At 71.8% G+C, this 25,710-nt stretch carries 26 protein-coding genes; 13 read left to right on the top strand and 13 right to left on the bottom strand.

What is annotated here, in order from left to right; translation table 11 throughout:
* Positions 1-217 precede the first annotated feature (217 nt).
* Positions 218-1,816, top strand: coding sequence for a M28 family metallopeptidase (locus OIE53_RS16990; RefSeq protein WP_327022516.1), 1,599 nt, complete (start codon positions 218-220; stop codon positions 1,814-1,816).
* Between the two features lie 95 nt (positions 1,817-1,911).
* Here OIE53_RS16990 and OIE53_RS16985 read toward each other — a convergent pair whose 3' ends face one another.
* From OIE53_RS16985 to OIE53_RS16975, 3 genes are read right to left on the bottom strand one after another with little or no spacing between them, the layout of a single operon-like run.
* Positions 1,912-2,613 carry a YqeB family protein gene (locus OIE53_RS16985; protein WP_327022515.1) on the bottom strand — a complete coding sequence of 234 codons (702 nt, stop codon included), beginning with the start codon at positions 2,611-2,613 and terminating at the stop codon, positions 1,912-1,914.
* The gene (locus OIE53_RS16980) at positions 2,610-3,395 is read right to left on the bottom strand and encodes an ABC transporter permease (RefSeq protein ID WP_327022514.1); all 786 of its coding nucleotides are present in this window, start codon (positions 3,393-3,395) and stop codon (positions 2,610-2,612) included. Before OIE53_RS16980 ends, OIE53_RS16985 begins: the two co-directional genes overlap by 4 nt.
* Positions 3,392-4,321 carry an ABC transporter ATP-binding protein gene (locus tag OIE53_RS16975; protein WP_327022513.1) on the bottom strand — a complete coding sequence of 310 codons (930 nt, stop codon included), beginning with the start codon at positions 4,319-4,321 and terminating at the stop codon, positions 3,392-3,394. The genes OIE53_RS16980 and OIE53_RS16975 overlap by 4 nt, the downstream gene beginning before the upstream one ends.
* Before the next feature lie 133 nt (positions 4,322-4,454).
* Here OIE53_RS16975 and OIE53_RS16970 point away from each other — a divergent pair, with 133 nt between their 5' ends.
* The 3 genes from OIE53_RS16970 to OIE53_RS16960 all read left to right on the top strand — a co-directional run bounded on the left by OIE53_RS16970 (position 4,455) and on the right by OIE53_RS16960 (position 7,035).
* Complete coding sequence (locus tag OIE53_RS16970; protein WP_327022512.1) at positions 4,455-5,696, top strand: sensor histidine kinase; 1,242 nt, start codon at positions 4,455-4,457, stop codon at positions 5,694-5,696.
* Complete coding sequence (locus tag OIE53_RS16965) at positions 5,672-6,382, top strand: response regulator (protein ID WP_442791401.1); 711 nt, start codon at positions 5,672-5,674, stop codon at positions 6,380-6,382. The genes OIE53_RS16970 and OIE53_RS16965 overlap by 25 nt, the downstream gene beginning before the upstream one ends.
* 110 nt (positions 6,383-6,492) lie before the next feature.
* A complete protein-coding gene (locus tag OIE53_RS16960; RefSeq protein WP_327022510.1) occupies positions 6,493-7,035 on the top strand; it encodes a hypothetical protein in 543 nt (180 codons plus the stop codon).
* Between the two features lie 82 nt (positions 7,036-7,117).
* Here the strand turns inward: OIE53_RS16960 and OIE53_RS16955 are convergent, their stop codons facing one another.
* Entirely contained in the window at positions 7,118-7,906 is a 789-nt protein-coding gene (locus OIE53_RS16955) for a M15 family metallopeptidase (protein WP_327022509.1), read from the bottom strand.
* Between the two features lie 289 nt (positions 7,907-8,195).
* Between OIE53_RS16955 and OIE53_RS16950 the strand changes: the two genes are divergently transcribed.
* Positions 8,196-8,825: a DUF6642 family protein gene (locus OIE53_RS16950; protein ID WP_327022508.1), complete on the top strand. Its 630-nt coding sequence runs from the start codon at positions 8,196-8,198 to the stop codon at positions 8,823-8,825.
* A 74-nt stretch (positions 8,826-8,899) separates the two neighbouring features.
* Here the strand turns inward: OIE53_RS16950 and OIE53_RS16945 are convergent, their stop codons facing one another.
* The 3 genes from OIE53_RS16945 to OIE53_RS16935 form a co-directional block, all read right to left on the bottom strand.
* Positions 8,900-10,351, bottom strand: coding sequence for a M28 family peptidase (locus tag OIE53_RS16945; RefSeq protein ID WP_327022507.1), 1,452 nt, complete (start codon positions 10,349-10,351; stop codon positions 8,900-8,902).
* Between the two features lie 106 nt (positions 10,352-10,457).
* On the bottom strand, positions 10,458-11,099 hold the full coding sequence (locus tag OIE53_RS16940) for an NAD(P)-dependent oxidoreductase (protein WP_327022506.1): 642 nt from the start codon (positions 11,097-11,099) through the stop codon (positions 10,458-10,460).
* 62 nt (positions 11,100-11,161) lie between these two features.
* On the bottom strand, positions 11,162-12,394 hold the full coding sequence (locus OIE53_RS16935) for a serine hydrolase domain-containing protein (protein ID WP_327022505.1): 1,233 nt from the start codon (positions 12,392-12,394) through the stop codon (positions 11,162-11,164).
* Between the two features lie 70 nt (positions 12,395-12,464).
* On the opposite strand from OIE53_RS16935, the gene OIE53_RS16930 reads away from it, so the two are divergent.
* The 4 genes from OIE53_RS16930 (at position 12,465) to OIE53_RS16915 (ending at position 15,240) form a co-directional block, all read left to right on the top strand.
* Positions 12,465-13,061, top strand: coding sequence for a pentapeptide repeat-containing protein (locus tag OIE53_RS16930; RefSeq protein ID WP_327022504.1), 597 nt, complete (start codon positions 12,465-12,467; stop codon positions 13,059-13,061).
* Positions 13,062-13,180: 119 nt separating this feature from the next.
* The gene (locus OIE53_RS16925) at positions 13,181-14,173 is read left to right on the top strand and encodes a hypothetical protein (protein WP_327022503.1); all 993 of its coding nucleotides are present in this window, start codon (positions 13,181-13,183) and stop codon (positions 14,171-14,173) included.
* 66 nt (positions 14,174-14,239) lie between these two features.
* On the top strand, positions 14,240-14,677 hold the full coding sequence (locus OIE53_RS16920; protein WP_327022502.1) for a nitroreductase family deazaflavin-dependent oxidoreductase: 438 nt from the start codon (positions 14,240-14,242) through the stop codon (positions 14,675-14,677).
* A gap of 281 nt (positions 14,678-14,958) precedes the next feature.
* Positions 14,959-15,240, top strand: a complete 282-nt coding sequence (locus OIE53_RS16915) for an adhesin (RefSeq protein WP_327022501.1) — start codon at positions 14,959-14,961, stop codon at positions 15,238-15,240.
* A gap of 8 nt (positions 15,241-15,248) precedes the next feature.
* On the opposite strand, the gene OIE53_RS16910 is transcribed toward OIE53_RS16915, so the two are convergent.
* Positions 15,249-16,328: a beta family protein gene (locus OIE53_RS16910; protein WP_327022500.1), complete on the bottom strand. Its 1,080-nt coding sequence runs from the start codon at positions 16,326-16,328 to the stop codon at positions 15,249-15,251.
* Between the two features lie 95 nt (positions 16,329-16,423).
* Between OIE53_RS16910 and OIE53_RS16905 the strand changes: the two genes are divergently transcribed.
* The gene (locus OIE53_RS16905) at positions 16,424-17,308 is read left to right on the top strand and encodes a sulfotransferase domain-containing protein (RefSeq protein WP_327022499.1); all 885 of its coding nucleotides are present in this window, start codon (positions 16,424-16,426) and stop codon (positions 17,306-17,308) included.
* A gap of 241 nt (positions 17,309-17,549) precedes the next feature.
* Here OIE53_RS16905 and OIE53_RS16900 read toward each other — a convergent pair whose 3' ends face one another.
* The 3 genes from OIE53_RS16900 to OIE53_RS16890 form a co-directional block, all read right to left on the bottom strand.
* Positions 17,550-18,077 (bottom strand): PepSY domain-containing protein, encoded by a 528-nt coding sequence (locus OIE53_RS16900; RefSeq protein ID WP_327022498.1) that lies wholly within the window; start codon positions 18,075-18,077, stop codon positions 17,550-17,552.
* A gap of 186 nt (positions 18,078-18,263) precedes the next feature.
* The gene (locus OIE53_RS16895) at positions 18,264-19,538 is read right to left on the bottom strand and encodes a sensor histidine kinase (protein ID WP_327022497.1); all 1,275 of its coding nucleotides are present in this window, start codon (positions 19,536-19,538) and stop codon (positions 18,264-18,266) included.
* A complete protein-coding gene (locus OIE53_RS16890; protein ID WP_327022496.1) occupies positions 19,535-20,230 on the bottom strand; it encodes a response regulator transcription factor in 696 nt (231 codons plus the stop codon). Before OIE53_RS16890 ends, OIE53_RS16895 begins: the two co-directional genes overlap by 4 nt.
* A gap of 103 nt (positions 20,231-20,333) precedes the next feature.
* On the opposite strand from OIE53_RS16890, the gene OIE53_RS16885 reads away from it, so the two are divergent.
* The 3 genes from OIE53_RS16885 (at position 20,334) to OIE53_RS16875 (ending at position 23,328) form a co-directional block, all read left to right on the top strand.
* Entirely contained in the window at positions 20,334-20,825 is a 492-nt protein-coding gene (locus OIE53_RS16885; RefSeq protein ID WP_327022495.1) for a septum formation initiator, read from the top strand.
* 253 nt (positions 20,826-21,078) lie between these two features.
* On the top strand, positions 21,079-21,471 hold the full coding sequence (locus OIE53_RS16880; RefSeq protein WP_327022494.1) for a cupin domain-containing protein: 393 nt from the start codon (positions 21,079-21,081) through the stop codon (positions 21,469-21,471).
* Between the two features lie 66 nt (positions 21,472-21,537).
* A complete protein-coding gene (locus tag OIE53_RS16875) occupies positions 21,538-23,328 on the top strand; it encodes a glycoside hydrolase family 15 protein (protein WP_327022493.1) in 1,791 nt (596 codons plus the stop codon).
* 35 nt (positions 23,329-23,363) lie between these two features.
* Here the strand turns inward: OIE53_RS16875 and OIE53_RS16870 are convergent, their stop codons facing one another.
* Both OIE53_RS16870 and OIE53_RS16865 read right to left on the bottom strand, forming a co-directional pair.
* Positions 23,364-24,557 (bottom strand): threonine synthase, encoded by a 1,194-nt coding sequence (locus OIE53_RS16870; protein WP_327022492.1) that lies wholly within the window; start codon positions 24,555-24,557, stop codon positions 23,364-23,366.
* Positions 24,558-24,573: 16 nt separating this feature from the next.
* The gene (locus tag OIE53_RS16865; RefSeq protein ID WP_327022491.1) at positions 24,574-25,620 is read right to left on the bottom strand and encodes a DNA polymerase ligase N-terminal domain-containing protein; all 1,047 of its coding nucleotides are present in this window, start codon (positions 25,618-25,620) and stop codon (positions 24,574-24,576) included.
* Between the last annotated feature and the right edge of the window lie 90 nt (positions 25,621-25,710).

Below are 25,710 nucleotides of genomic sequence, written 5' to 3'. Positions count from 1 at the left end.
CAATCGTCGCCATTGGACACGGTCGCTGCGGGCCAATCACCGAGGCAGATGGCGTACTGGAACGAACGTCTATGTGACCCGACTGAACAGATGCTTTGCCGTGTCCTGTCCGGTGCAGCAGGATGGCCACCAAACATCCGGCGCACGGGGGTGCGGGGAGCCGGATCTCCACAGAGGAAGGACGTGGCACATCGTGGTGCCTTTCTCAGGTAGGCGGGTGGTTGCCGCTATCGCGGCCAGCACCCTCCTGGGCACGATGGCGCTGGCCGGCCCGGCGCAGGCCAGCCCGAACAACAACACCGTCGCCAAGCTGACCAAGGCGGTGACGGTCAAGGGGGTACTCAAGCACCTCGACAAGTTCCAGGACATCGCGAACGCCAACAACGGCACCCGCGCCTCCGGGACCTCGGGTTACGACGCGAGCGCGGACTACGTGGTCCGGCTGCTGAAGAAGGCCGGGTACCAGGTGACCCGGCAGCAGTTCGACTTCGCCTTCTACGAGGAGTTCGGCTCCTCGTTCGCCCAGGTGGCGCCGACGGCCACGACGTACGTCGACGGGGTCGACTACACCCTGATGGACTACTCCGGCGCCGGGGTCGCCCAGGGGCTCGTCGTCCCGGTCGACCTGGCCCTCGACCCGCCGCGGGCCTCGACCTCGGGTTGCGAGGCCAGCGACTTCGCCGGGGTGGACGTGGTCGGCAAGATCGCTCTGGTGCAGCGCGGTACCTGCGCCTTCGGTGACAAGGTCGCCAACGCGGAGGCCGCCGGCGCGATCGGCGCGATCATGATGAACCAGGGCAACGGTACGCCGGAGGCCAACGCCGACCGGTACGACCTGTTCGCCGGCACCCTCGGCGCCCCGGTCGGCATTCCGGCGGTCTCGGTGTCCTACTACACCGGTGCGCAGTTCGCCACCACGCCGGGCCTGACCGTGCGGATCGAAGCCGACACCACCTCGGAGATCCGTAGCACCGAGAACGTCATCGCCCAGAGCAAGCACGGCCGCACCGACAACGTCGTCATGGCCGGGGCGCACCTGGACTCGGACCCGGCCGGGCCGGGCTTCAACGACAACGCCACCGGCAGCGCCGCGCTGCTGGAGGTGGCCCTGCAGATGGCGAAGGTCAAGCCGTACAACGCGGTCCGCTTCGCCTGGTGGGGCGCGGAGGAGGCGGGTCTGATCGGCTCGCAGTACTACGTGGACAGCCTGAGCCCGCAGCAGGTCGACGACATCGCCCTCTACCTGAACTTCGACATGATCGGCTCGCCGAACTACGTGTTCGGGGTGTACGACGGTGACGACTCGGCACAGGAGGGTTCCGGCCCGGGGCCGGAGGGTTCGGCGCAGATCGAGAAGGTCTTCGAGAAGTTCTTCGCCTCCCGGAAGCTGCCCACGGTGGCCTCCGACTTCACCGGTCGCTCGGACTACGGCGCCTTCATCGACGTCCAGATCCCCGCCGGTGGTCTGTTCACCGGGGCGGAAGGCGTCAAGACGGCCGAGGAGGCCGCCCTCTTCGGCGGTGTGGCGGGAGTCGCCTACGACCCCTGCTACCACCTGGCCTGCGACAGCCGTACGCCCGTCGCCGACGGCGGCGACCCGGCGGTGTACAAGTCGCTGGGCAAGAAGTACAAGCTCCACGGCAACGTCAACGTGTTCGCCCTCGACGTCAACTCCGACGCCGTGGCCGCCTCGGTGATCACCTTTGCCTTCGACACCTCGGCCGTCAACGGGGTGCCGGGCAAGGCACCCGGGAAGGGCAAGGGCAAGGGACACAAGCACCACCACAAGCACGGCCACAAGCACCACTGGAAGTAGGCCGGCTCAGCTCGAAAGGAGGGGCCCCTTCTTAACGCCTGCGGCAGAGGAGGGGCCCCTTTTTAACGCGTTCGGGTAACGCTAGGCGCAGACCGTCACTGTGGTGACCGGTCCGAGCGGGTCAACCGCCAGTACTGGCGCTTGGCGTCGTCGCGGACCACCACGCCGTAGCGGCCGAGTTCCGCGCGCAACTCCCGAGCCTCATCGCGCCGGTCCCGCTCCAAGGCCTCCTGCCGGGCGCGTAGCAGCGCGTCCGCGCCGGTCGGCAGGCCGGGCAGGCCGGGCACCCAGCGCCGGTACTCGTCCCGGTGCGGGTCGGCGTCCGCCCAGGGCCAGCCGTGCTCCTGCAACGCCGCGGCCAGTCGGTCGGTCGGCAGGTCGGACCGCTGCCGGACCAGTTCACCCGCGCCGCCGTCGAGCAGCACCAGATCCTTGCCGTCGACGAACACCACCCGGGTCTGCGACCGAGCGATCTCCTGCTCCTTGCCCTGGTGGCGCAACCGGACCCGGGTGCCGTCCACGGTGACCTGCACCCGGTCGGCCGTGCCCATCGCGGCGACCACCAGACCGGCCAGCACCCCCAGCCCCACCCCGCCACCCAGGGCGTACCCGTCGGGCAGGCCGTCGATCAGCCGGAACAGTCCCTGCGCGGGTGCCCAGGCCAGGTCGGTCACCCAGCCCGCGCCGGCCGCCAGCAGCCCTCCCACGGCGGCCCCGACGATCGGGAACCCGCCCCAGAGCACCACCAGTTCCCCGACACCGTCACTGACCACGGTCGGTTTCCCGTACGCCGTCACGTAACCTCCTGACGCATTGTGCGGACCAGACCGGCGACCAAGGGTACGACCAGCCACAACAGCAGCGACACCACCAGCCGCTGCCACTGGCCGCCGGTCATCTCGGGCGTGAACAGCGGTTCCATGGTCCGGTTGGTGTCCAGCCACTCCCCGGCGCGGTACAGCGGTTGGACCAGAGCGCCCAGGATGGACCACGCGATCGGCAGCACCAGGTAGGCCACGATGGCCAGTGGGGTGTGCAGCAACAGCAGACCGAAGGCCACCCCGATCAGGGCGGTGGACACCTGGAGCACGAGGGCGTGCACGAGCAGCATTCCGTCCAGACGCCAGATGCCCGCCCCGCCGGTCGCCTCGGCGACCAGTGTTGCGACAGCCGCCACGGCCAGGCAGACCAGCACCGAGGCCAGCGCCGCCAGCAGCACGGCGACCAGCTTGGCGATGATCACCCGCTCCCGGCGGGGGACCAGCGCGAAGGTGGTCAGCGCGGTGCGCTGCGACCACTCGGTGGTGATCGACAGGATGCCCAGCACCGGCAGCAGCACCCCGACCGGGAACAGGGAGGTGCCGAAGAAGCTGGCGAAGGTCTGCTGGTCGTCCGGCGCGTACGCCAGTTGCAGGGTGATGATGACGGCGGCGACCAGGCCGATGGCGATCAGCAGCCAGCGTCCGGCCCGGGTGTCGACGAGCTTGCGCAGCTCGACCCCGGTCAGCCGGACCAGGGAGGGTGTCCGGCTGGTGGCCGGGGCGGGCGTGCCTACGGTCCGGGCGAGGGTGGTGGTCATCGGCGAGTCTCCTCGGTCGGTGCTACGGGGGCCAGGGGGCCGGCGATCCGGTCCTGTCCGGCGGTGAGGGTGAGGAACAGTTGCTCCAGGCCGCCGCCGCCGGCCGGGCGCAGCTCGGTGAGCGGCACCCCGGCCTCAGCGGCGGCCAACCCGACCGCCTCGCCGTCGGCGTCGACCAGCAGCCCGTCGGTGCCATCGCTGACCGGCAGCCCGGCCCGTCGCAGTGCCTCGCGCAACGCCTCCCGGTCGCGGGCCCGCACCAGGGTGCCGCTGTCGGCGAGTAGTTCCTCCTTGCTGCCCTCTGCCACGATCCGGCCACCCCCGATCATCACCAGCCGGTCCGCGACCGCCTCCACCTCGCGGAGCAGGTGGGAGGAGAGCAGCACGGTGCCCCCCCGGTCGGCGAAGTCGCGCAGCAGTCCGCGCATCCAGAAGATCCCCTCCGGATCCAGGCCGTTGGCCGGTTCGTCCAGCACCAGGACCTGGGGATCGCCGAGAAATGCCTGGGCCAGGCCGAGCCGCTGCCGCATACCCAGGGAGTACTTCCCGACCCGGCGGCCGGCCGCCGCCCCGGTCAGCCCCACCCGGTCGAGCAACTCGTCCACCCGCCGCCGGTCGACCCCCATGGTGGCGGCGGCCAGGATCAGCGCCTCCCGGCCGGTCCGCCCGGCGTGCTGCGCGGAGGCGTCCAGCAGTACCCCGACCGTACGGCCGGGGTTGGGCAGGTGGCGGTAGGGGTGACCGGCCACGGTGGCGGTGCCGGAGGTCGGTGGGGTGAGTCCGCAGATCATTCGCATCGTGGTGGACTTGCCGGCCCCGTTGGGGCCCAGGAAGCCGGTCACCGTGCCCGGCTCGCAGTGGAAGGACACGTCATCGACTGCGGTGTGCCGTCCATATCGTTTGGTCAACTGCTCTACCGCGATCATGTCGGTCAGCCTGCCCGGGCCACCCGGTCGAGCACAGCGGCCGAGGGTCTGTCCTCGCCTCGACCAAGGTAGGCACCGAGGTGTCGACTTTGGTAGCTGGTCGGACTCTCCTGGGCTGCCTACCATTGCGCCTGTGACCAGCGCCGTCATCCCCGACCATCCCGGGTTGCTGCCGGGGGCGCTCGATCCCACCCGTCCGGGCTTTCGGCGTACCCCCCGGGACTGGCTGGTCGACAGCCTCTGTTTCCTGGTGGCCATCGGCTGGGTGGTGGTGGCCACCCTGGACGCGGCTTCCCCGAGGCCGGCCTACGCCGAGCGGCTGCCGTACCCCTGGATGATCCTCGCGGACGCGGTGATCGGGGTGTCCCTGGCGGTGGCCCTGTGGTTCCGTCGCCGCTGGCCGGTCGGGCTGGCCGTGGCCACCCTGCCGTTGTCGGCGTTCTCGATGACCGCGGTGGTCTCGCTGCTGGTCATCTACTTCACGGTCGTGGTGCACCGGCGTACCGCGGTGGCCCTGGCGGTCACCGCGGGTGGCCTGGTCGCGAACATGTTCTTCGCGCTGCTGCGTCCCGATCCCGACCTGACCTACTGGCCGGCCACCATCTGGGGGGTGGTGATCACCCTGCTGGTGCTGGCCTGGGGGATGTTCGTCCGGGCCCGGCGGCAGTTGGTGCTCTCCCTGCGGGAGCGCGCCGAGCGGGCCGAGGCCGAGCAGCAACTGCGGGTGGCCCAGGCCCAGCAGGTGGAGCGCACCCGGATAGCCCGGGAGATGCACGACGTGCTGGCCCACCGGATCTCCCTGCTCAGCCTGCACGCCGGGGCCCTGGAATTCCGTCCGGACGCCCCCGCAGAGGAGGTGGCCCGGGCCGCCGGGGTGATCCGCAGCAGTGCCCATGCCGCCCTGCAGGATCTGCGCGAGGTGATCGGGGTGCTGCGGACGGAGGGTTCGCTGGCCACGGAGCCGGAGCGTCCCCAGCCCACCATCGCGGACCTGCCCACCCTGGTCGCCGAATCCCGGGCCGCCGGGGTCCGGGTAGAGCTGCGGGACGAGGTGTCCGCTGCGGCGGAACTGCCCGCCGCCACCGGTCGGACCGCGTACCGGATCGTGCAGGAGGGGTTGACCAACGCCCGTAAGCACGCCCGGGGGGCGGCCGTCACTGTGGGGCTGCGTGGCGCACCGGCCGAGGGGTTGAGCGTGGAGATCCGTAACCGGTGGCCGGTGGGCGAGCCGACCGGGGAAGCCATCCCCGGCGCCGGCACCGGCCTGATCGGCGTCGCCGAGCGGGTGCACCTGGCCGGCGGGCGGCTGGAACACGGCCGCGACCGCAGTGGTGACTTCCGCCTGGCCGCCTGGCTGCCCTGGCCGGCGACATGACCGCCGAACAGCAGCCCGGTTCGGGTACCCCACCGGTGCGGATCCTGATCGTGGACGACGACGCCCTGGTCCGGGCCGGGCTGTCGATGATCCTCGGGGGCACCCCCGACCTCACCGTCGTCGGGGAGGCGGCCGACGGCAGCGAGGTGCTGGCCGCGACCACGGCCTGCCGGCCGGACGTGGTGCTGATGGACATCCGGATGCCCCGGATGGACGGGCTGGCCGCCACCGAGCTGTTGCGGGCCCTGCCCAAGCCGCCCGAGGTGCTCGTGCTGACCACCTTCGACGCGGACGAGCACGTGCTGCGGGCGCTGCGCGCCGGTGCCGGTGGCTTCCTGCTCAAGGACACCCCACCGGCGGAGATCGTGCGGGCGGTACGCCGGGTGGCGGCGGGGGAGGCGACCCTGTCCCCGACGGTCACCCGCAGCCTGATCGCGCACGTCACGGCCGGTACGGTCGCCGATCCGCGGCGGGATCGGGCGGCCCGGCTGCTGGCCGGGCTGACCGAACGGGAACGGGCGGTGGCGGTGGCCCTGGGTCGGGGGTGCACCAACGCCGAGATCGCCGCAGAGTTGTTCATGAGTGTCGCCACCGTCAAGGCGTACGTCTCTCGGCTGCTGGCCCGCCTGGGCCTCAACAACCGGGTGCAGGTGGCTCTGCTCGTGCACGACGCCGGACTGGTCTGAGGCGAGAACTACTCCGTGCGGGCGGTTGAACCATCCCGCTGTGGGGACCGTACCAATGTCTGAGGTGCGCTGCTCAAGCGCACCGCCACCGGAGTTGCGGGAGGCCTGCCGTGCGAGTTGATGAGCAGTCGACGGATCCCATCGATCAGATTCTGGGTGAGTTGCCGGTGCCGACGCCGCTGACCCCCGAGGATGTCCGGCTGGCGGTCCGGGCGGTGGTGGTACACGCGGCCGAGGAGTGGCCCTCCGGGGCGCTGTGCCGCAACGACGGATCGCGGTTCCCCTGCCGCCTGCACCGCTGGGGCCGGCAGGTGCTGTTGAACCACGGGCTCAACGAGCGGCAGCTCGACGCCCTCATCCGGCACGGCAACCCGTTCGTGCACGTACCGTTCCCGTTCCTGGTGAACGGGCCCAACCCGGGACGTCCCCCGGCGGCCCGTCCGTCGGGCGGCGACCGGACCGTCTCCCACCCACCGCGGACCGACCGGGCCGCCGGGTATCCGCCACGCCAGGGCCATGTCACCGGCTATCCGGTGCGTGGTCAGGTTCCCCGGGTGGCGGTTCCCCCCGTGCGGGCCGGCGCCCGCGCCGCCGGCACCGGCCGGCCGGTGGCACCCCCCGCCACCGCGCCGCGCTGGCCACGGGCGAGTTGACAGGGCTCGCCCGCCGGCGGGTACGACGTCGGCCCGGGGCGCGGGTCGTTCCCCCGCCTGGCCCCGGGCCGACGTCGATGCTTCAGCGGTTACCGGGTGCGATCCCGCAGTCCGGGGCGGCCCAGTAGGTGCTGTTCGTGATGTTGTCCCGGTTGTTCTCCCGCCGTGAGTCGACATGCACGTGGGTGTCGTGTCCGGACACCCCGGGGCCGATGATGCCGCTGAACCCGTGGTTGCGGGCCGCGCGGGCCAGGTCGCACAGCGGTCGGTCCCGGGAGATGAGGTCGGCGGCGTTGCCGTAGAGGTGCTGACTGTTCGAGGCCCCGCCGACCTGGTTGTTGCAGGTGCGGCTGCGGAAGCCGCTGGTGACGATGATGGGCTGGTCGCCGAGGCTGCGGCGCAGGGCCTCCAGCTTCCACATCGTGCGCAGGGCGTTCTCGCGGGTCTGTGCCGTGGTCAGCGGGCCCCCGGTCCACCCGCCCCGGCCGCAGCCGTCGTCCATCTCGGCGTAGTTGAAGTGCCGGGGCGTGCAGTCGTCGTTCTGGAGTTGGTACAGCTTGGCGAAGGTCTGCGGCCCGGCTATCCCGTCGGCGGTGAGGCCGTAGGCCGACTGGAACCGGCGGACCGCGGCGGCGGTCTTCGGACCGTACCGGCCGTCGAGTTCCACGATGTCGCGGTTGCCCGCCCAACCGGCCACCCGCAGTTGCAGCTCTCGTACGTCGCTGCCGGACCGCCCCTGGTAGAGGGTGCGGTCCCAGGTGTAACAGGCGTCGGCGTGCGCCGCCGGTGCGGCGACCACCGCGGCGATCGCGGCGCCCGGCAGAGCCAGGGCCAGGGCGACCAGAGCCCGCTTCACAGTGTGTACGCGCACAGAAGTCCTCCCGATAGAGCGACAGGGATGGTATGCGGGAGTTTGACCAGGGTGGTCCCGCAGATTCACCCTCGCACCTGAGGGGCGGATTCGCGGCAGTTAACGCGAATTGTCCTCGGAAATTGGCTTACCTGAGGAATCGCTGAGAATTGTCGCCGTTTGCCATTCGGACAATGCCGCCCAGCCGCGCCCTGGCGGTCCACAACCTCGCAGCTGGCCCCGGCATCGGTGAGGTTCCCTGACAGAGGTGATCCCGGTAACGTCAGCGCGGGTTGCGACGGGAGGCGGCGTGGCGCGCGGTGGCATCTTCTGCGTCGAGGGTCAGTGGCACCGGGATCTCAACGAACGAGGGTCCGTGCTGCCCACCCTCGAACTACTCGAACGGCTCGGGCGGATCCGCTTCATCCACAAGGACGCCGCCACCCGCGACGAGCTGTTCTACTTCGTCGACCGCTGGCTGCTCAAGCAGTACGCCGACTACCGGCTGGGCTTCTTCGCCATGCACGGCGAGCCGAACCGGCTCTGTCTGACCGACTGGCACTCCGTCGAGCTGACCGAGGTGGCCGAGCGGATGGCCGGGCGCTGCGAGGGACGACGACTCTACTTCGGCAGCTGCTCGGTGCTGCGCGCCCCCGAGCCGGTGCTGCGCGAGTTCCTGGCGGTCACCGGCGCGGCGTTGATCTGTGGCTTCACCCGCGAGGTGGACTGGGTGGAGTCGGCCGCGTTCGAGACCGTCCTGCTGGACGTGCTGGCCAACGGCCATCGGCACAACGCCGCCGAGCTGCGGATGGGTTCGGCCCACTGGGCGCCGTTGGCGTCGTACCTGGGGTTCCGGGTCATCTACGCCAACGGCCGGGCCTGGCGGCCCTCGGTGCGACCCCGGGTGCCCAGCCAGTCCTCGGCCGGCCGGGTCGGCTGATCGGCGCAACCGCCCCCGAACGGGGGACGGGGCGCGGCCGACCGGCCGCACCCCGTCCGAGGTGTTCCGAGAGATCAGGCCCGCGCGGTCGCGTAGGCGGCGGTGCCGATCAGCTCCATCGAGACCTGGAGGCGCTCCAGGCTGATGTTCTTGGCGATGGTGTCCTCCGGGGTGTGGTACGGAGGCTCCAGCAGCGCCGGGGACTCCTCGCCACGCCAGGAGAAGTTGGCGCTGGCGATGCCGACCTCCTGGAAGGACTGGTGGTCGCTGGAGCCGCGCTGGGTCACCGGGGAGATCTGCGGCTCGTAGCCGAGGCGGCGGGCCGCGGCGGCGACCTCGGAGGTGGCCCGGTTGTCCTGGCCGTCGAAGGAGAGCAGCCAGTACTTCGTCGCCGGGTCCCAGCTGGTGGCGACCATGTCGTTCTGGTAGACGGCGAGGATCCGGTCCCGCTCGGCCTGCGGCATCTGGCGGACGTAGTAGCGCGAGCCGATCAGGCCCTGCTCCTCCGAGCCCCAGAGGCCGAACCGGATGGTGGCGTTGGTCGGGATCGACTTCAGCACCCGGCCCAGCTCCATGCAGAGCGCGGTGCCGGAACCGTCGTCGTTGGCGCCCGGGGCACCGATGACGGTGTCGTAGTGCGCGCTGATCATGACGATCGGGCCGTTCGCACCCGACTTCCCGCGCCGCTCGGCCAGCACGTTGTTCGAGGTCAGGTTGCGGTGCGCGGTGGTGGCGACGGTGAGGGTGAGCGGTCCGGTGGCCAGCAGCTCGCGCAGCCGGTGCTTCTGGGACTGCGCGACGGCGAGCACCGGGATCGGCACCGGGTTGTTGGCCGAGCCGGGCAGGGTGGGGGAGAAGGTCCCGGCCAGGCGCGGCGGCGCCGCGTCGGCGGCCATCAGGATCACACCGGCGGCACCGGCCGCGACGGCGGTGGCGACCAGCTGCTCACGCCGGGCGGCGACGTAGTCCACCAGGACGATCTTGCCGCGTACGTTGGCCGGGTAGTCGCTGGCCGCGCCGGCGCGGACGTCGACCACGTCACCGGTGACCTTGGTGTCCAACGCCGCGTGGGCGCTGGCCCCGGTCTGCCAGTTCAGGTCCTTCGGCAGCTTGCGGCCGCGGGGCGGCGTGCTGATCTGGCCGGTGAACTTGTCGGCGACCGTGAACGGCTGAAGGGTGGTGTCGTAGCCCAGCTTGTCGAAGTGGCGGGCGATGTAGTCGGCGGCCTTCCGCTCCGACTTGGTGCCACCGATGCGCGGCCCGATGTCCTCCGACAGCTTGACCAGGTGCTCCAGGGCCCGGCGCGACGAGATCTGCGCGATGACCTTCCGGTCGTCCGGCGTGAGCTTCGGCGGCTTGTGCGAACCCGGCCGCTTGTCGTTGGCGGCCCACGCGGGCACGGGCAGCGCCACGGTGGCGGCGCCACCGAGGGCGACGGTCAGCACCCGGCGACGATTGAGGAACCCGGACCCGATGGAGTTGGACGATTCGTGTAGGGGTGTCACGGTGTCGTCGAATGAAGACAAGGCTGCGCCTCCTGAATTGCGGTAGAACCGGGCGCAGAGGGGGTGCCGCCCGGGTCATGGAGGCTTGAATCTAACTCGCGAGCTGCCCTTACTCAAGATCAGGGGGTCAGTAAGCGACAGTGAAACGGGAATCCAGAAATTGCGGATTCTCGATTTCATCAATGATCGCTACCGCCAGGTCCTCATAGCTGAGTGCACACCGGCCTTGAGCGTCGGTAACCGGGCTGTCGGTTCCGGTGCGATATCGCCCGGTACGCACACCTGGATGGAACTCCAGCGGGGGCGGCGAGACATAAGTCCAGCTCACGCCGTCCGCATGGGATCGGTACAGCTCCAGCGCCTCCGCCTGGCCGAGGGCTGCGTCACGGTACTGCTCGGGAAAGTCCGGTTCGTCCAGTAGTCGGCCCCCCGAGGGGGACAGCAGGGTGGCCCCGCCGCCGACATGGATGACCCGGGGCGCGGCCGGCATCCCCCGCAACCCGTCGAGCAGGGCCCGGGTCGCGTCGGGCCAGAGGGTACGGTCGCCGCCGCCGATCGCCACCACCAGGGCGTCCGCCAGCGGCGCCAACTCCCGTACGCTGCGTTCGCTGGTGGCGTCGCCGGTGACCACCCGTACCCCGGCGGGCAGGTAAGTGGTGGCCTCCGGTCGGCGTACCGCGGCTACCACCCGGTGACCCCGGTCGAAGGCCTCGGTGACGATCCGTGAACCTGCGGTGCCGCCCGCTCCGAACACGACGATCTCGCTCACGGTCCCAGGCTATGGAGCGGGCCGGGTCGCCGTCGGCGGAACGCCCGATCCCGCTGCCTTGCTCAGCCGACCAGCGCCGCGTAGACCAGTTGCCGCAACTGAGGGCGGATCGGCCAGGTGCTCGACGGCATCAGCTGGGTGAAGAACATGGCCGTGACCTGCTCCACCGGGTCCACCCAGAAGGCCGTGCTGGCCACCCCGCCCCAGTAGTACTCCCCGACACTGCTCGGCACCCGGCTGGGGATGGGATCCTGCACCACCGCGAAACCGAGACCGAAGCCGACCCCCTCCAGGTTCGTCTCCGCGAACCCCCCGGTGGACAGGGCGCCCAGGTCCCGGCCGCCGGGCAGGTGGTTGCTGGTCATGAAGCGCACCGTGCGGGGGGCTAGCAGCCGCACCCCGTCCAGTTCGCCGCCGCGCAGCAGCATCTGGGTGAAGCGGTGGTAGTCGGCGGCGGACGAGATCAGGCCACCCCCGCCGGAGAGCAGGGTGGGCTTCTCGTACGCCATCGCACCGAGGGCGTCGTAGCGCACCGCCCGGCCGGTCGCCGGGTCCGCGGCGTACAGCGCGGCCAGGCGGGCGGCGTCGGCACCGTCGACGTACCAGCGGGTGTCCTCCATGCCCAGCGGGCGCAGGATGCGCTCGGTGAGGAAGGAGTCCAGGCTCTGCCCGGAGACCACCTCGATCAGCCGGCCCAGTACGTCCGTGGCGACGGAGTAACCCCAGGCGGTGCCGGGCTGGAACAGCAGCGGCAGTTCGCCGAAGGCCCGGCAGGCCCCGGCCAGGTCGACGTCCGAGGGCGGGTACAGGTCGTAGCCGGCCGCCCGGTACAGGCCGTCGACCACCGAGGTCTGCATGAAGCCGTAGGTCAGACCGGCGGTGTGGGTCAGCAGGTGCCAGACCCGGATCGGCTCGACCGCCGGCACGGTGTACGGCTTGAGGGTCGACCCCTTGGAGTAGACCCGCATGTCGGCGAACTCCGGCAGCCACCGGCTGATCTCGTCGGTCAGCTCGAACCGACCCTCCTCCCAGAGGATCATCGCGGCCACCGAGGTGATCGGCTTGCTCATCGAGTAGATCCGCCACAGGGTGTCCGCCTGCACCGGGGCACCGGCCTCGCGGTCGCGCAGCCCGTAGGTCGAGCAGTGCGCGACCTCGCCCCGGCGGGTGACCACCACCTGCCAGCCGGTCAACCGGCCGTCCTCGACGTACCTGCCGAAATGCTCGTCGATCCGGGCCAGCCGGGCCGGATCGAAACCGACCTGGGCCGGGTCGGTGCTGCGTGCGATGCTCACCGGTCGAACCTACCGACCCGGTTGATGCGTGGGGAAGATGGTTGTCGGTCGGGTTGGTTAACCTCCCGGTATGCCGGAGCCGATCGAGGATGTCACCTTTCACGACGAAGACTGGTACGCCGAGGACCTTGCCGACCGGCACTACCTCGGCTGCGCCTTCCACCGGGTCGACCTGACCGAGGCGACCAGTCGGGGGGCCACCTTCTCCGGCTGCACCTTCGGTGACGTGCGGTTCAACATCTCCCGGCATGTCGACTCGGCCTTCACCCGCTGCACCTTCGTCCGGTGCAACCTGTTCGAGGCCGAGTTCACCGGCTGCAAGTTCGTCGGCAGCACCTTCGACCGGTGCGACCTGCGCCCCCTGACGGTCACCGGCGGTGACTGGTCCTTCGTGAACCTGGCCGGGGCCGACCTGCGCGGCGCCCGGTTCACCGGGGTCCGGATGCGGGAGACCGATCTGGCCGGTGCCGACCTGACCGCAGCGACGATCACCGGCAGCGATCTGTCCGAGGTGAACTGGCGCAACGCCCGGTTGTCCCGGGCCGACCTGCGGGGCAGCGACCTGACCGGCCTGGACCCCACGGTGGTGCAGCGCGTCGACACCCTGGTCGATGTCGGACAGGCCATGGTCCTGGCCCAGGCCCTCGGCTTCGACGTCCGCGGCTGACCTTTCGGCGACCCCATCCATCGACTGGCGTCGAGGGTGTCCGTAATGTCAAGGTGGGTCGGCCCGTGTCCGGGTCGAGCAGACCGGTGCGAGTCCGGTCCGGCAGAAGTGGAGAGTCGGTGGCCGAGGAACCCGCCGCACCGACCGAGGCGAGATCCCCCCGGACCCGAGGGACACGCCGCCGAGGCAGTGCCCGGCACCGCTCCTACCCCGAGCAGCCGTCCGGACCACCGGCGTTCGCTTACGAGCAGCAGGGTGTCAAGCCGGCCACCACCCGGGCCGCCAGGCGGTCGGCGCGGGCCGGTCGCCGACGCCGGTACGCGATGGAGGCCCTGGCCGCCTTCGTCGGTCTGCTGGCCCTGGTCGCCTTCGTCGGCTGGTGGTCCGAGCCCGCCCGGCAGGAGCCCCCGCAGCCCGGCGGCCTGCCGGCGGTGGTCGGCCGACCCAGCCTGCCCGGCCCGGTGCCCACCGCCCTGGCGGTACCCGGTCTCCGGCCCCGGGAACGGCCACCCAGCCCGAGCCCGACTCCGAGCGTCAGCCCGCCGTCGCCGGCACCGGTGGCCGTGCCGACCACCCTGACGGTCAGCCGGGCGGACATCCCCGAAACGGTGCACCTGACCGAGGCGGGCCGGCGCGACTGGATGCACTGGGGGCTGGGCGGTGCCCAGGACACCGTACGCAAACGCGAGGGCACCGGCGAACTGCGGGACCTGGGCGGCCCGGGGGACCGCAGCGGCTGGGACGGCAATCAGGAGCTGTTCCGGTGGCGTGACGGCGCGCAGGTGCGGTCCGTCGAGGCCACCTCCGAGGGGGCCTACGTCTGCGGTACGGGCAACGGCTTCCAGTTGGCGGTCACCGCCGATGGCCGGCCGCGTACCGCCACGGTCTATCTCGGGGTGTGGATGGCGCGGGGCCGGCTGGACCTGCGGTTGGCCGAGGGCGGTCCGAGTCGCACCGTACGGCTGGAGGAGCGGCACACCAGCAGGTCCGCGCAGGTCACCATCCGGTTCCAGGCACCCGAGGGGACCCGGCTGCTGCTCTCCTGGACGGTGGAGGAGACCTTCACCCCGCACTGTGGCTTCGTCGGCCTTCAGGCGATGGCGCTGCGGTGATCCTGGGTCCGATGGCCGATCGGTCAGTAGCGTAGGTCCGGTGATGACCATCATCCAGGAGGACCGATGAGTACGAGTGAGCAGGTGTTGGACAGCCCGTCGGGCTGGGTGGCCGAGCACATCGACCGGTACGTGGCCACCGACGGCAAGCAGGGACACGAGTGGCGTCCAGGTGTCTTCACGCTGCTGCTGACCACCCGAGGCAGGCGCAGCGGGAACCTGCGCCGTACCGCGTTGATCTACGGGCGGGACGGGGAGGCGTACGTGATCGTGGCTTCCCAGGGCGGAGATCCCCGGCATCCGGCGTGGTATCTCAACCTGGCCGCCGACCCGACCGTCCAGGTGCAGGTAGGCCCGGACCGGTTCACCGCCCGGGCCCGGACCGCCACGGCCGAGGAGAAGGCCCGGCTCTGGCCGATCATGACCGACATCTGGCCGGCGTACGACGACTACCAGGCCAAGACGGAGCGGGACATCCCGGTGGTGCTGCTGGAACGGGTCTGACGCAACCCCCTCCGATACCCCCGATCACGGTGTCCACACCCGCAACCCCATCGGAACCAGCCGATTTGACGGATGGCTCGACGGGGGGCACCGTGGGCAGTGGAGGGGGCCCTGAGCTGCCCCGATGCGACGGTGTCTGGCCGTCCTCCGGCGACCACGTCGGCCCTGGCCAGCACCGGCCGCCGCCACATCTCCGGCGTGCGGGTGGCGGGTGATCCGCCCGCGAGCGACACCTCCCGCGTCCGTGCCGGAGCCGAGTGAAAGCCACGAGGAGTCCCACCATGCTCACGATGACCGACAACGCTGTTCTGGTGATCCGTGACCTCGCCGCCCAGCAGGACGTTACCGAGGGCGGTGGGGTGCGCATCGCCGCCGACACCCAGGCCGGATCGCTCACCGTCGAGTTGGTCGCCGCACCCGTCGAGGGGGACCAGGTGGTCGACACCCAGGGTGCCCGGATCTTCCTCGACTCCGACGCCGCCGACCTGCTCGGGGACGCCTCGGTCGACGCCTCCGTCGACGACGAGGGAGTCGTGCAGTTCGGGTTCACCGAGAAGCAGTAGCCCGCGGCTCACCCGACGCGGCGGGTCTGGCCGCCGCGCGGGGCCCGACTGCGCGGCGGCTGCGGGCCGGAACGCCCGTGCCCGCCCCGGGTCGGCGGGCGCAGCGCCGCCAGCACCTGGGCCAGGTGGTGGGAGGTGCTCCAGGCCAGCCAGTTGGTCGTCGAGCCGGCTCCGGCCACCCCTCGGGCCCGCCGGAGGATCTCGTGGTCGCCCCAGGAGAAGTCCGCCCCCGCCGGCGGCCAGTGCGGAGCCGACACCAGGGCCCGGCACAGGTCGGCCATCCGCTCGTCACCCCGCCCGCCCCGCCGGGACCAGCGGTAGACCCACCAGGCGTCCTCGTCGGTGTAGCGCAGGGTCGGCAGTCGGTCGCCCGGAAGGGCCCCGCCGGGCGCCGCGGACATCACCCCGTAGTCGCCGAAGCCGACCTCCAGGTCGGCCAGCCCTTGCCAGAGCAGCCAGTCCCAGCGGCACACCCGCACCGGCTCGTCCGTGGGCAGCCGGGACAGGGCCGATGGCATACCCCCGGCCGCCACGCTCACCGAGCACCAGGGATGCCGGCGGGCCCACTCCAGCGCCCGGCGGGCCCGGGGCTCGACGGTCCGCAGGTCCGCCCGGCAGCCCACCTCCCCGCAGTCGACCAGCAGATCGCACTGCTCGGGAGCCAGCCGGGCGTACCGCCAGATCCGTTCCACGCTCGCGGTGGTGGCGTGCGGTCCCGCCCGGTCCTGGTCGATGCGCAGCCGCACCACCGCCCGCCCGGCGTACGCCCGGGCGGTGATCCCGTGCGCGGCCAGCCGCCGCTCACCGTCGGTCAGACAGATCACCGGCATCAGCGGTACGCCCCAGCGGACCAGTTCGGTCTCCACCCCGTCGGGCAGGGCGCTGACGTCGATGGCCGGCACCAACCCGGCCGGGAGTCGGTGCAGCAGATCGGGCAGTGGTAGATCTGTTGTGGACAATCGCAGGATCGGGACGACAACAGGGGTGTGGACGCCGTCGAGGTGACTGAGCGCTTCGAGTTCCCCGCGGGTGGCGGCTAGCAGGGGGCGATAGACCGGTTGCGTCGCCCGTCCTGCTCGGGCGGGCATCATAATTCAATGTAGCCAGGTGATTGCCCAGCTCACAGGGCAAACGGTGAGGAAATCCCGGGACCGTGGGCGACTGCCGGGATTACCGTCACCGGGTGCCTGATTCGCCGACCCGCTACCGATCCGTCGATGAGGACAGCATCCGCTGGCGAGGATTCCCGCTGCGTCCCGGTGACATCGTGATCAGTACCCGCTCCAAGAGCGGCACGACCTGGATGCAGATGATCTGCGCGTTGCTGGTCCTGCGTACCCCGGACCTGCCGGCACCCCTGCCGACCCTCTCGCCCTGGCTGGACTGGCTGGCAGAACCAGCAGATCAGGTGTACGCGCGACTGGCCGCCCAGCGGCACCGCCGCTTCATCAAGACCCACACCCCACTGGACGGTGTGCCGATGGATCCGCAGGTGCACTACCTGGTGGTGGCCCGTCATCCGCTGGACCTGGCGGTCTCCCTGTTCCACCAGGGCGCAAACCTCGACCGGGCCCGGCTGGCCGAACTCACCGGCCGGCCCCGGCCACCGGAACCCGACCGGCCTCGCCCCTCCATCGCAGAGGCGCTCGTACGCTGGATCGACGCGGACCCCGACCCGCGCGAGGAACTGGACTCGCTGCCCGGGGTCATGTGGCATCTGCACGACGCCTGGGCGCGACGCGACCAGCCCAACGTCCACCTGGTCCACTACGACGACCTGCGCGCCGACCTGGCCGGGCAGATGCGTCGCCTAGCCGAACTGCTGGATCTCGACCCTCCCGGCCCGGAACTGGTGGCGGCCGCCACCTTCGACCGGATGCGCGCCCGGGCCGACCGGCTCGCCCCGGATCCGGCCGGAGTGTTGAAAGACCGGCAGGCCTTCTTCCGCACCGGCCGCTCCGGCCAGGGCAGCGCCCTGCTCGACGCGGCCGACCGGGCCCGCTACCAGGCGCGGGCCGCCGCGCTGGCCCCGCCAGACCTGCTCGCCTGGCTGCATCGCGGTCGCTGACCGCGCCCCGGGGCAACGCTCCGGGCCGGGTTGCCCTCCCCCCGAACCCCCGGCGGTCATACTCCGGGGCCGCCCCGAAACCCCGGCCCGATCCGGGCGTGGGGCAGGTCGGCTGCGATGCCCCGCTGCCGCACCGCTGGGTGACCCACCTCAAGGTGGGCTTTCTGGCTGAGGCAGCCGAAAAAGAGGGCCGCCCCGGCACGGCGGATGCCATGCCGGGGCGGCCCCGTCAACGCTGCGATCAGTCGTCGTCCCGGTCGTCATCGTCATCGTCGTCATCGTCGTCGTCGACCGGCTCCTGCTCGGCCTTGAGGACCTCACCGGTCTCCCGGTCGATTTCGACCTCGTGCTCGATGTCGCCGTTGACGATCTCGACCTCCCAGACCGGCCGGTTGTCCTCCTGGTCCCGGTCGACCTCGGTGATCTGACCGCCGCCCACCTTGGCCAGGGCGATCTCACCGGCCCGCTCGGCGCTCACCGCGTCCTGCCCGCTGCCCGGGGTCGCTCCCTCGGTCGGCACCACCGGGCTGGTCTGCGGCGCGGCCGGGTCACTCGGGGCGGCCGGGACGGTGGCGGCCGGGTCGCTCGGCGCGGCCGGGGTGGCCTCGTCCGGCACCTCTGCGGTCGTCGGGGAGCTGGTCGCGGCGATCAGCTTCGTGGGCCGGGCCTGGTTGCTGTCGGCGGCGGTGACACCCAGGAACACTCCGGTAGCGGCGAGCACCGCCGCCGTACCGCCGACCGCCACCAACAACAGGGGGTTGCGCTTCATCGTCTTCACCCTTCCTCGGTTCTTGCCTTAGAGGATCGGTGCCGGCGGGATAGCCCCGCGCTGTGCGAACACTAAGGCCGGGTTAAGGACCCCGGTCTGCCCGCCGTTACGCCGAAACGGTGGTGTCGGAGGCGGTGGGACCCCGCCGTTACGGCGTAACGGAGTCGATCACGCCGCTGGCGGGGGTCAGGTCTTCGGGGGGCCCAGGTAGAGGGTGATCTCGGCGCCGCCGCCGGGGCGTTCACCCAGTTCGAGGTGGCCGCCGCTGGCCTGGGCCGCCCGGCGGGCGATGTCCAGTCCCAGGCCGGTGGAGCCGGCCTGGCTGGCGCCCCGGCGTACCGAGTCGGCCGCGATGCCCGGTCCCTCGTCGGCGACCGTCAGCGCGACCTGGTGGCCGGCGGGGGCCAGCCGTACCGCGAAGGCGGTGCCGTCCGGGGTGTGCGCGAAGACGTTGCCCAGCAGCGCGTCGACCGCCGCGGCCAACTCGTCGGCGGGTACCCCGACCGGTAGGGGACCGGGGGCCAGGTCCAGCTCGATCGCCCGGCCGGTGTCCTCGGCGAGTACCGACCAGAAGGCCACCCGGTCGGTCACGGTGGCCACGGCGTCCGTGGCCACCGCCCCGTCGGCCGGGGTACGCCAGCGGGCCTGCCGGATCAGCCCGGTCACGGCCCGTTCCAGCCCGTCCACCGCCTCGGTGACCCGGGCGGCGTCCTGGGGGTCCCGCAGGGACTCCGCCTCCAACCGTAGGGCGGTCAGTGGGGTACGTAGCCGGTGGGACAGGTCGGCCACCTGCTCCCGCTCCTGCACCAGCAGTTCCTGGATCCGGCCGGCCAGATGGTTGAGCGCGCCGCCCACCTCGCGTAGCTCCGCCGGCCCGGCCGGTTGCACCCGGGCGTCCAGTTCGGCGTTGGCCAGCCGGTGGGACACCGCGGACAGTTCACTGATCGGCCGCACCAGGGTCCGGGCCAACCGGTCGGCCACCGCCAGGCCGATCAGCACCAGCACCACCCCGAGCAGGGCCAGCACCAGCCAGGCCCGACCCACCCCGGCGGTCATCTCGGCGGAGGGCACCACCGTGCGGATGACGGCCGTGCCGTCGGCTCGGCCCAGCACCGCGATCACCACCTCCCGTCCGTCGGAGGTCTCCGCGGTGAGGCTCTGCCCCCGGGCGGCCAACTGCACCGCCGGGGTGGGTTCGGCGGGCGAGCCGAGCACCGTGCCGTCGGGCAGGAACACACTGACCGGTCGACCGGACTCGGCGACCAGCTGGTCGACCGTCAGCCGGATGGTGTCCGGGTCGGCGGTGCCGACCACGGTGGCGAGGCTCTGCGCGTCCCCGGTGGCGCGTACGGTGGCCCGTTCCTCGGCGGCGGTACGCAGCAGCAGGGCCAACGGCACCAGGAAGGCGATCACGATCAGTACGCTGACCGCCGCCACCAGCAGCGCCAGGCGGGCCCTCACCCGAGCACCTCCGGGGCGACCAGACGCACCCCGACCCCCCGTACGGTGTGCAGGTAGCGCGGCTGCTGGGCGTTCTCGCCGAGCTTGCGGCGCAGCCAGGACAGGTGCACGTCGACGGTCTTGTCCGCCCCGCCGTAGGGGATCTGCCACACCTCGGTCAGCAGTTCCCGCTTGGTCACCACCTCACCGGCCCGGCTGGCCAGATGTCGCAGCAGGTCGAACTCGCGGGGGGTCAACTCGACCGGCGTCCCGTCCAGGCTGACCTGCCGGGCGCGGGGGTCGATCCGCAGGCCCCCGACGACCAGGGTGGGGTCCTCCTCGGCCGGTCCGCCGGGCCCTCGGCGCAGCACCGCCCGCACCCGGGCGTCGAGTTGGGCCGCGGTGAAGGGTTTGACCACGTAGTCGTCGGCCCCGGCGTCCAGCACCCGGACGATCTCCCGCTCGTCGTCGCGGGCGGTCGCCACGATGACCGGTACCGCGCTGACCGCCCGCAACATCCGCAGCAGTTCCCGGCCGTCCAGGTCGGGCAGGCCCAGGTCGAGGACGACCAGGTCCGGCCGGTCGTCCAGGGCGTCCCGCAGGCCGGTCATCGCGGTGGAGGCGGCGGCCACCGCGTGGCCCCGCTCACGCAGGGCCCGCACCAGCGGGGTACGGATGGTCAGATCGTCCTCGATCAACAGCAGGCGGGCCACAGCAGGCAGAGTATCCCCGCCGAGGCCGTGAAACCGGTGACGTTAACCCGTTCTTAGGGTTGGCTGAACCTCGGCCCAACCGGCGATCGGGGATAGTCGGGGCATGGGCCGTCGTACTCTCCTCGCCGTCGCCGGGTGGCTGGCCACCGCGGCCGTCGCCATGCTGATCGGGGTCGCCGCGATCCAACTGGTGGGGGAGAGCCTCACCGGCACCCCCGGCGGGGTCCGCAGCCAGGAGGAGGTGGCCCGGGCCCTGGCCGAGCCGCCCCCGGTCGCTCCCGGCGCCACCACCTCCGCCGCACCGACCCCGGGTCCGACGGCGCCGACCAGTACGCCCGCCACCCCGGCCAACCCGAGCGCCGAGGCCGGTGGCCGGCGCAGCTTCACCGGGTCCGGTGGCAGTGTGGTGGCCGAATGCGTACCGGGCGGGGTGTACCTGGTGTCCTGGACTCCCCGGCAGGGCTACCGGGTCGACGACTACGACCGAGGGCCCGACGACGACGCCGAGGTGAGCTTCGTCGGCCCGAGCGGGGAGCACGAGCTGTCGGTTCGCTGCGTGAACGGGGTCCCGGTCCTGGAAGTCGACAACGACTGACACCCGGCGCGGGGCCGGTGGGAGGAATGAGCGCGCGGCGCCGTTCGATCCGAGGATCGAGACGTCGCCGCGCTCGGCCGTCTCCCACCACCGCAGCCGTACGGCGGTACGTCAGCGGGGACCTGGCTCGCCGGAGCTTGCCGGCCGAGATAGCGATCCCCGTTCGAGGGCCTGACAAACCCGAGATCCGTGCTCAATCGCACCATCTGCCGATCCCGGCGTGGCGAGGCCCGTCAGGGGGTATGTGCCGGGCATGGAGCACTTCACTATCGCGACCGTCGCCGAGAAGAGTCCGGATTTCCGCCGCGTGCTGTGGACCGGAGAGCACACCCAACTGGTGATCATGACGATCCCGGCGGGGGGTGAGATCGGCGAGGAGGTCCACGAGGACACCGATCAGATCCTCACCTTCGTCAGCGGCACCGGGGAGGCTCGGGTGGCCGGTGAGAAGCGGGAGGTGGCGCAGGGCGACCTGGTGGTCGTACCGGCCGGCACCAAGCACAACTTCGTCAACACCGGCCCCAACCCGCTGGTGCTCTACACGGTCTACGGCCCGCCGGAGCACGCCGATCAGGCGGTACATCGGACCAAGGAGGAGGCCGACGAGGCCGAGGCCGCCGGGAAGGACGAACCACCGACCTCCTGATCCGTCGGCCACCGCAGCGGCCCGGCCCCGAGGTGAGGCCTCTCGAAGACCGGGTACGCGCCTGGGATGCGGCCCATCTCCGACTACGGCTTCCTGTCCGACCTGCGTACGAGCGCACTGGTGGGCACGGACGGCGGAGTCGACTGGTGGTGCCCGCAGCGGTTCGACTCCCCGTCCGTCTTCGCCCGCCTGCTCGACCCCGACGGCGGCCACTGGCGCATCGCACCGGCCGCCGTCGGGTCCGCCGGGCACCGGGTGCAGCGGTCGTACCTGCCGGACACCCTGGTGCTGCGGACCGTGCACCACACCCCGGAGGGCAGTGTTGCCGTCACGGACGCACTGGCCGGGGAACCGGGGGCCCGGGCTCACGAACTCGGCATGAACTCCCCGGCCGTGCTGGTGCGGGTGGTGGAGGGGCTGTCCGGCCGGGTGCCGATGACTGTCGACTTCCGACCCCGACCGGAGTACGGCCTGACCATGCCGTACCTGCGGGAACGGGCCGACGGGACCGTGCAGGTGGCGGCTGGCCCGGTCGACCTGGTGCTGCGCTGTACCAAGCTGCGCCTGCGCGCCGAGGACGACCGGGTACGACAGGACTTCGAGATCGCCGAAGGCCAGGTGCTCGGCTTCGACCTGGCCTACGCCGCCGCCTACGGCGGTTCCCCGGTCGAACTGGACCCGATAGCGGCCGTTGCCGACACCGCCCAGGCCTGGCAGGCATTCCGGGAGAGCCACCGGTACACCGGCCGCTACCCCGATCTGGTCCGGCGCAGCGCGACCGTGCTCACCGGCCTGACGTACGCCCGCAGCGGTGCGGTCACCGCGGCGGCCACCACCTCCCTGCCGGAGGTGATCGGCGGCGACCGCAACTACGACTACCGCTACGCCTGGTTGCGGGACTTCGCGATGACCCTGCGGGCCCTGTGGGTGGCGGCCTGCCCGACGGAGTCCTCCCGACTGTTCGCCTGGGCCACCCGCTCGATCGGCCGCATCGGCGCCGACCCGATCCCGGTGCTGTTCGGGCTGGAGGGCGAACGCGACATCAACGAGCATCTCTGTCCCCACCTCGCCGGGTACGCCGGCAGCACCCCGGTGCGGGTCGGCAACGATGCCTGGCGGCAGCACCAGGCGGACACGCCCGGTGAGATCGTCTCCGCGGTCTGGCTGCTGCGCAGCTACCTGGGGGAGGAGTTCGACGCCGAGCTACGCGAGTTGGTCCTGGGGCTGACCGAGCAGGTGGCGGCCACCTGGCGGCTGCCGGACCGGGGCATCTGGGAGCCGCGTGACCGGGAACGGCACTACCTGTCGTCCAAGGTGATGTGCTGGGTGGCCTTGGACAAGGCGGTGCGGCTGGCCCCCCGGCTGGGGGAACGCGCGGACGTGCGGCGATGGGCGGCCGTGCGGGACGAGATCCGGTCCACCGTGCTGCGCGAGGGGTTCCACGAAGGCCGGGGAATCTACACCGGCGCCTTCGGCTCGCCGGAGTTGGACGCCGCCGTGCTGTACCTGCCGGTGATGGGTTTCCTGCCGGCCGACGACCCCAGGATGCGGGCCACCATCGCGGCCGTGGAACGGGAGCTGGGCACTGCCGGTGGGCTGGTCCGCCGCTGGCGGGACGAGCCCAGCGGCTTCCTGCTCTGCTCGTTCTGGCTGGTGGAGTGCCTGGCGATGGCCGGTGAACCCGAGCGGGCCGCGCGGCTGTTCGAGCAGGTCACCGGGCACGCCAACGACCTGGGGCTGCTCAGTGAGCAGATCGACCTGGACAGCGGGGCACACCTGGGCAACACCCCCCAGGCGCTGTCGCACATCGGCCTGATCAACGCCGCCTGGCGGTTGACCGAGCTGGCCGGGGGTTGACCGAGGCTCGGCCAGGCGAGGCCAGGTGAGAACGGTCAGGCGGGCAGCACCGGCACCCCGGAGACGTCCACCGTGTCCGGGTACTTCACCCCGGCCCCGGTGTTGAGCACCACCACCCGTTCCCCGGCGCGGATCCATCCGCCGGCCCGCAGCTTGCGGGCGGCGGTCAGGCAGGCGGCCCCCTCCGGGCAGAGCAGCAGGCCCTCCCGGGCGGCGAAGTCCCGCAGGTCGGCCAGGATCTCGGCATCGTCCACCGCGATCGCGGTGCCGGCGGTGGCCCGCAGGGCGGACAGGATCAGCTCGTCGCCCAGCGGCGCGGGCACGGTGATGCCGAAGGCCACCGTGTGGGCCTCCGACCAGGGCCGGGCCCGGTCCTCCCCGGCGGCGAAGGCCCGCACGATCGGCGCGCAGCCGGTGGACTGCACCGCCACCAGGCGGGGCAGCCGGTCCTCGATCCAGCCCAGCTCCCGCAGCTCGCCTAGGGCCTTGTGGATGCCGATCAGCCCCACCCCACCCCCGGTCGGGTAGACGATCACGTCGGGCACCTGCCAACGGAGCTGCTCGACGATCTCGTACCCCATGGTCTTCTTGCCTTCCAGGCGGTACGGCTCGCGCAGGGTACCGGCGTCGAAGACGGCACCGCCGGAGGCCGCTACCAGGGCGGCGATCTGGCGCCCGGCGTCGCTGATCAGCCCGTCGACCAGGCGTAGGTCCGCTCCGGCGGCCACGCACTCGCGGCGGCAGATGGTCGGGGCGTCGACCGGCATCGCGATGATGGCCCCCAACCCGGCCCGGGCCGCGTAGGTGGCCCAGGCGGCTCCGGCGTTGCCGTTGGTCGGCATGGCGATCCGGCGGATGCCCAGCTCCCGGGCGCGGCTGATCCCCACGGCGGCCCCGCGCGCCTTGAAGGACCCGGTAGGGATCAGCCCTTCGTCCTTGACCAGCAGTTCGTCGACCCCGATTCGGACACCGTAGGACGGTGCCCGCAGCATCGGGGTCCACCCCTCGCCCAGGGTGGTGACGTGCCGGGGGTCGGCCACCGGCAGCAGTTCCCGATAGCGCCACAGGTCGGCCGGGCGCAACCCGAACCGCTCTGGCTGGAGGATCCCGGCCACCCGGGCCAGGTCGTAGCGGGCCAGCAGGGGTGAGCCGCAGTCGCACAGGTTCTGCGGTACCCCGGCGTCGTGTTCCCGGCCGCAGCGCGGGCATTCGAGATGGGTCAGGTACACGATGCTCCTCGCCGTCTCAGCTTGCCTCGATGCGACGCCAGTCCCGACTGCGCCGACCCGGCTCGTAGATCGAGTCCAACCGTTTCGCGATCACCCCGGGCAGGCCCTGCTCACGGGCCGCCTGCCGGGCCTCGGCGCCGGTGCCGGGAAACCACGGCGGGGTCTGCCAGTGCGTACCGGTCAGGGTCAGCCCTTCCAGCAGTTCCCGGCGCTGCCGATAGGGAAGTCGGCCGCTGGCGGCCCCCTCCAGCCAGAGCAGGTCGACCAGGAGGTACTGGGCGTCCGGGGTGCCGCGTCCGCCCCGGACCGGCCGGACCCGTCCGGCGCGGTCGATGCGCACCAGCACCCCGTCGAGTACGGCCTCCGTGGGCGCCAGGGCCTCGGCCATCGGCCGCAGCCAGGAGTATTCGGTGGTGATGTCGGTACCGGTGTCGGAGAGCAGCCGCAACCGGCCCCCGGAGACGTACGCCATCGCCCGGACCCCGTCCCAGCGCAGCTCGTACCCCCAGTTCTCCGGGTCGCTGGGGAGCCGGGCGGCCGGGGTGGTGCGCATCGGGGCTACCAGGTCGGGCATGGTGGTCCAGCCCGGCGGCGCCGGATCGGTGCGCCGCACCATCCAGTCCCGGCCGTCCCGGCCGCCGGTGGCGAACAGCACGTACCGGCCGGTCGTCCGGTCGCCGTGCAGGTGCACGACCACCTCACGGTCCTGCCACTTCTCGCAGTGGTACGTGCCCCGGTCGTGAATGATCATCTGTCCGCCGCCGTACTCACCGGCCGGGATCTCCCCGGCGAAGTCGAGATACTCCATCGGGTGGTCCTCGGTGTGTACGGCCAGGTGGTTACGGCCGGGCTCGCGGGGCAGGCCACGCGGCACCGCCCAGGAGGCGAGCGCCCCGTCGTGTTCCAGCCGCAGGTCCCAGTGCAGGCTGCGGGCGTGGTGCTGCTGGATGACGAACCGGCTCCGGTCGCGGCCGGCCCGGCGGCGGGGTCGCTCCGCCGGCACCGGTTCCGGGGTACGCGTAGCGTCCCGCTTGCGCCGGTACTCCTCCAGCCGGTCAGCCACACCCGCATTCTCCGGCAAACCGGGCGGTCGTGCCTGCCCACCGCCCGGGTCTACCAGACCGGCGGGACCGTTTTCGGGCGTGGCAGGACC

It is taken from the genome of Micromonospora sp. NBC_01739, assembly GCF_035920385.1.
Taxonomy (GTDB): domain Bacteria; phylum Actinomycetota; class Actinomycetes; order Mycobacteriales; family Micromonosporaceae; genus Micromonospora.
This window is presented reverse-complemented; position numbering and strand designations above follow the sequence as displayed.

Bases quoted from the DNA above. Each gene is read 5' to 3' on its own strand.
- OIE53_RS16930 (WP_327022504.1), top strand. From the start codon at position 12,465: ATGCCGGAGCCGATCGAGGATGTCACCTTTCACGACGAAGACTGGTAC.
- OIE53_RS16920 (WP_327022502.1), top strand. From the start codon at position 14,240: ATGAGTACGAGTGAGCAGGTGTTGGACAGCCCGTCGGGCTGGGTGGCC.
- OIE53_RS16900 (WP_327022498.1), bottom strand. From the start codon at position 18,077: ATGAAGCGCAACCCCCTGTTGTTGGTGGCGGTCGGCGGTACGGCGGCG.
- OIE53_RS16975 (WP_327022513.1), bottom strand. From the start codon at position 4,321: ATGATCGCGGTAGAGCAGTTGACCAAACGATATGGACGGCACACCGCA.
- OIE53_RS16980 (WP_327022514.1), bottom strand. From the start codon at position 3,395: ATGACCACCACCCTCGCCCGGACCGTAGGCACGCCCGCCCCGGCCACC.
- OIE53_RS16910 (WP_327022500.1), bottom strand. From the start codon at position 16,328: ATGCCCGCCCGAGCAGGACGGGCGACGCAACCGGTCTATCGCCCCCTG.
- OIE53_RS16880 (WP_327022494.1), top strand. From the start codon at position 21,079: ATGGAGCACTTCACTATCGCGACCGTCGCCGAGAAGAGTCCGGATTTC.
- OIE53_RS16875 (WP_327022493.1), top strand. From the start codon at position 21,538: ATGCGGCCCATCTCCGACTACGGCTTCCTGTCCGACCTGCGTACGAGC.
- OIE53_RS16915 (WP_327022501.1), top strand. From the start codon at position 14,959: ATGCTCACGATGACCGACAACGCTGTTCTGGTGATCCGTGACCTCGCC.
- OIE53_RS16885 (WP_327022495.1), top strand. From the start codon at position 20,334: ATGGGCCGTCGTACTCTCCTCGCCGTCGCCGGGTGGCTGGCCACCGCG.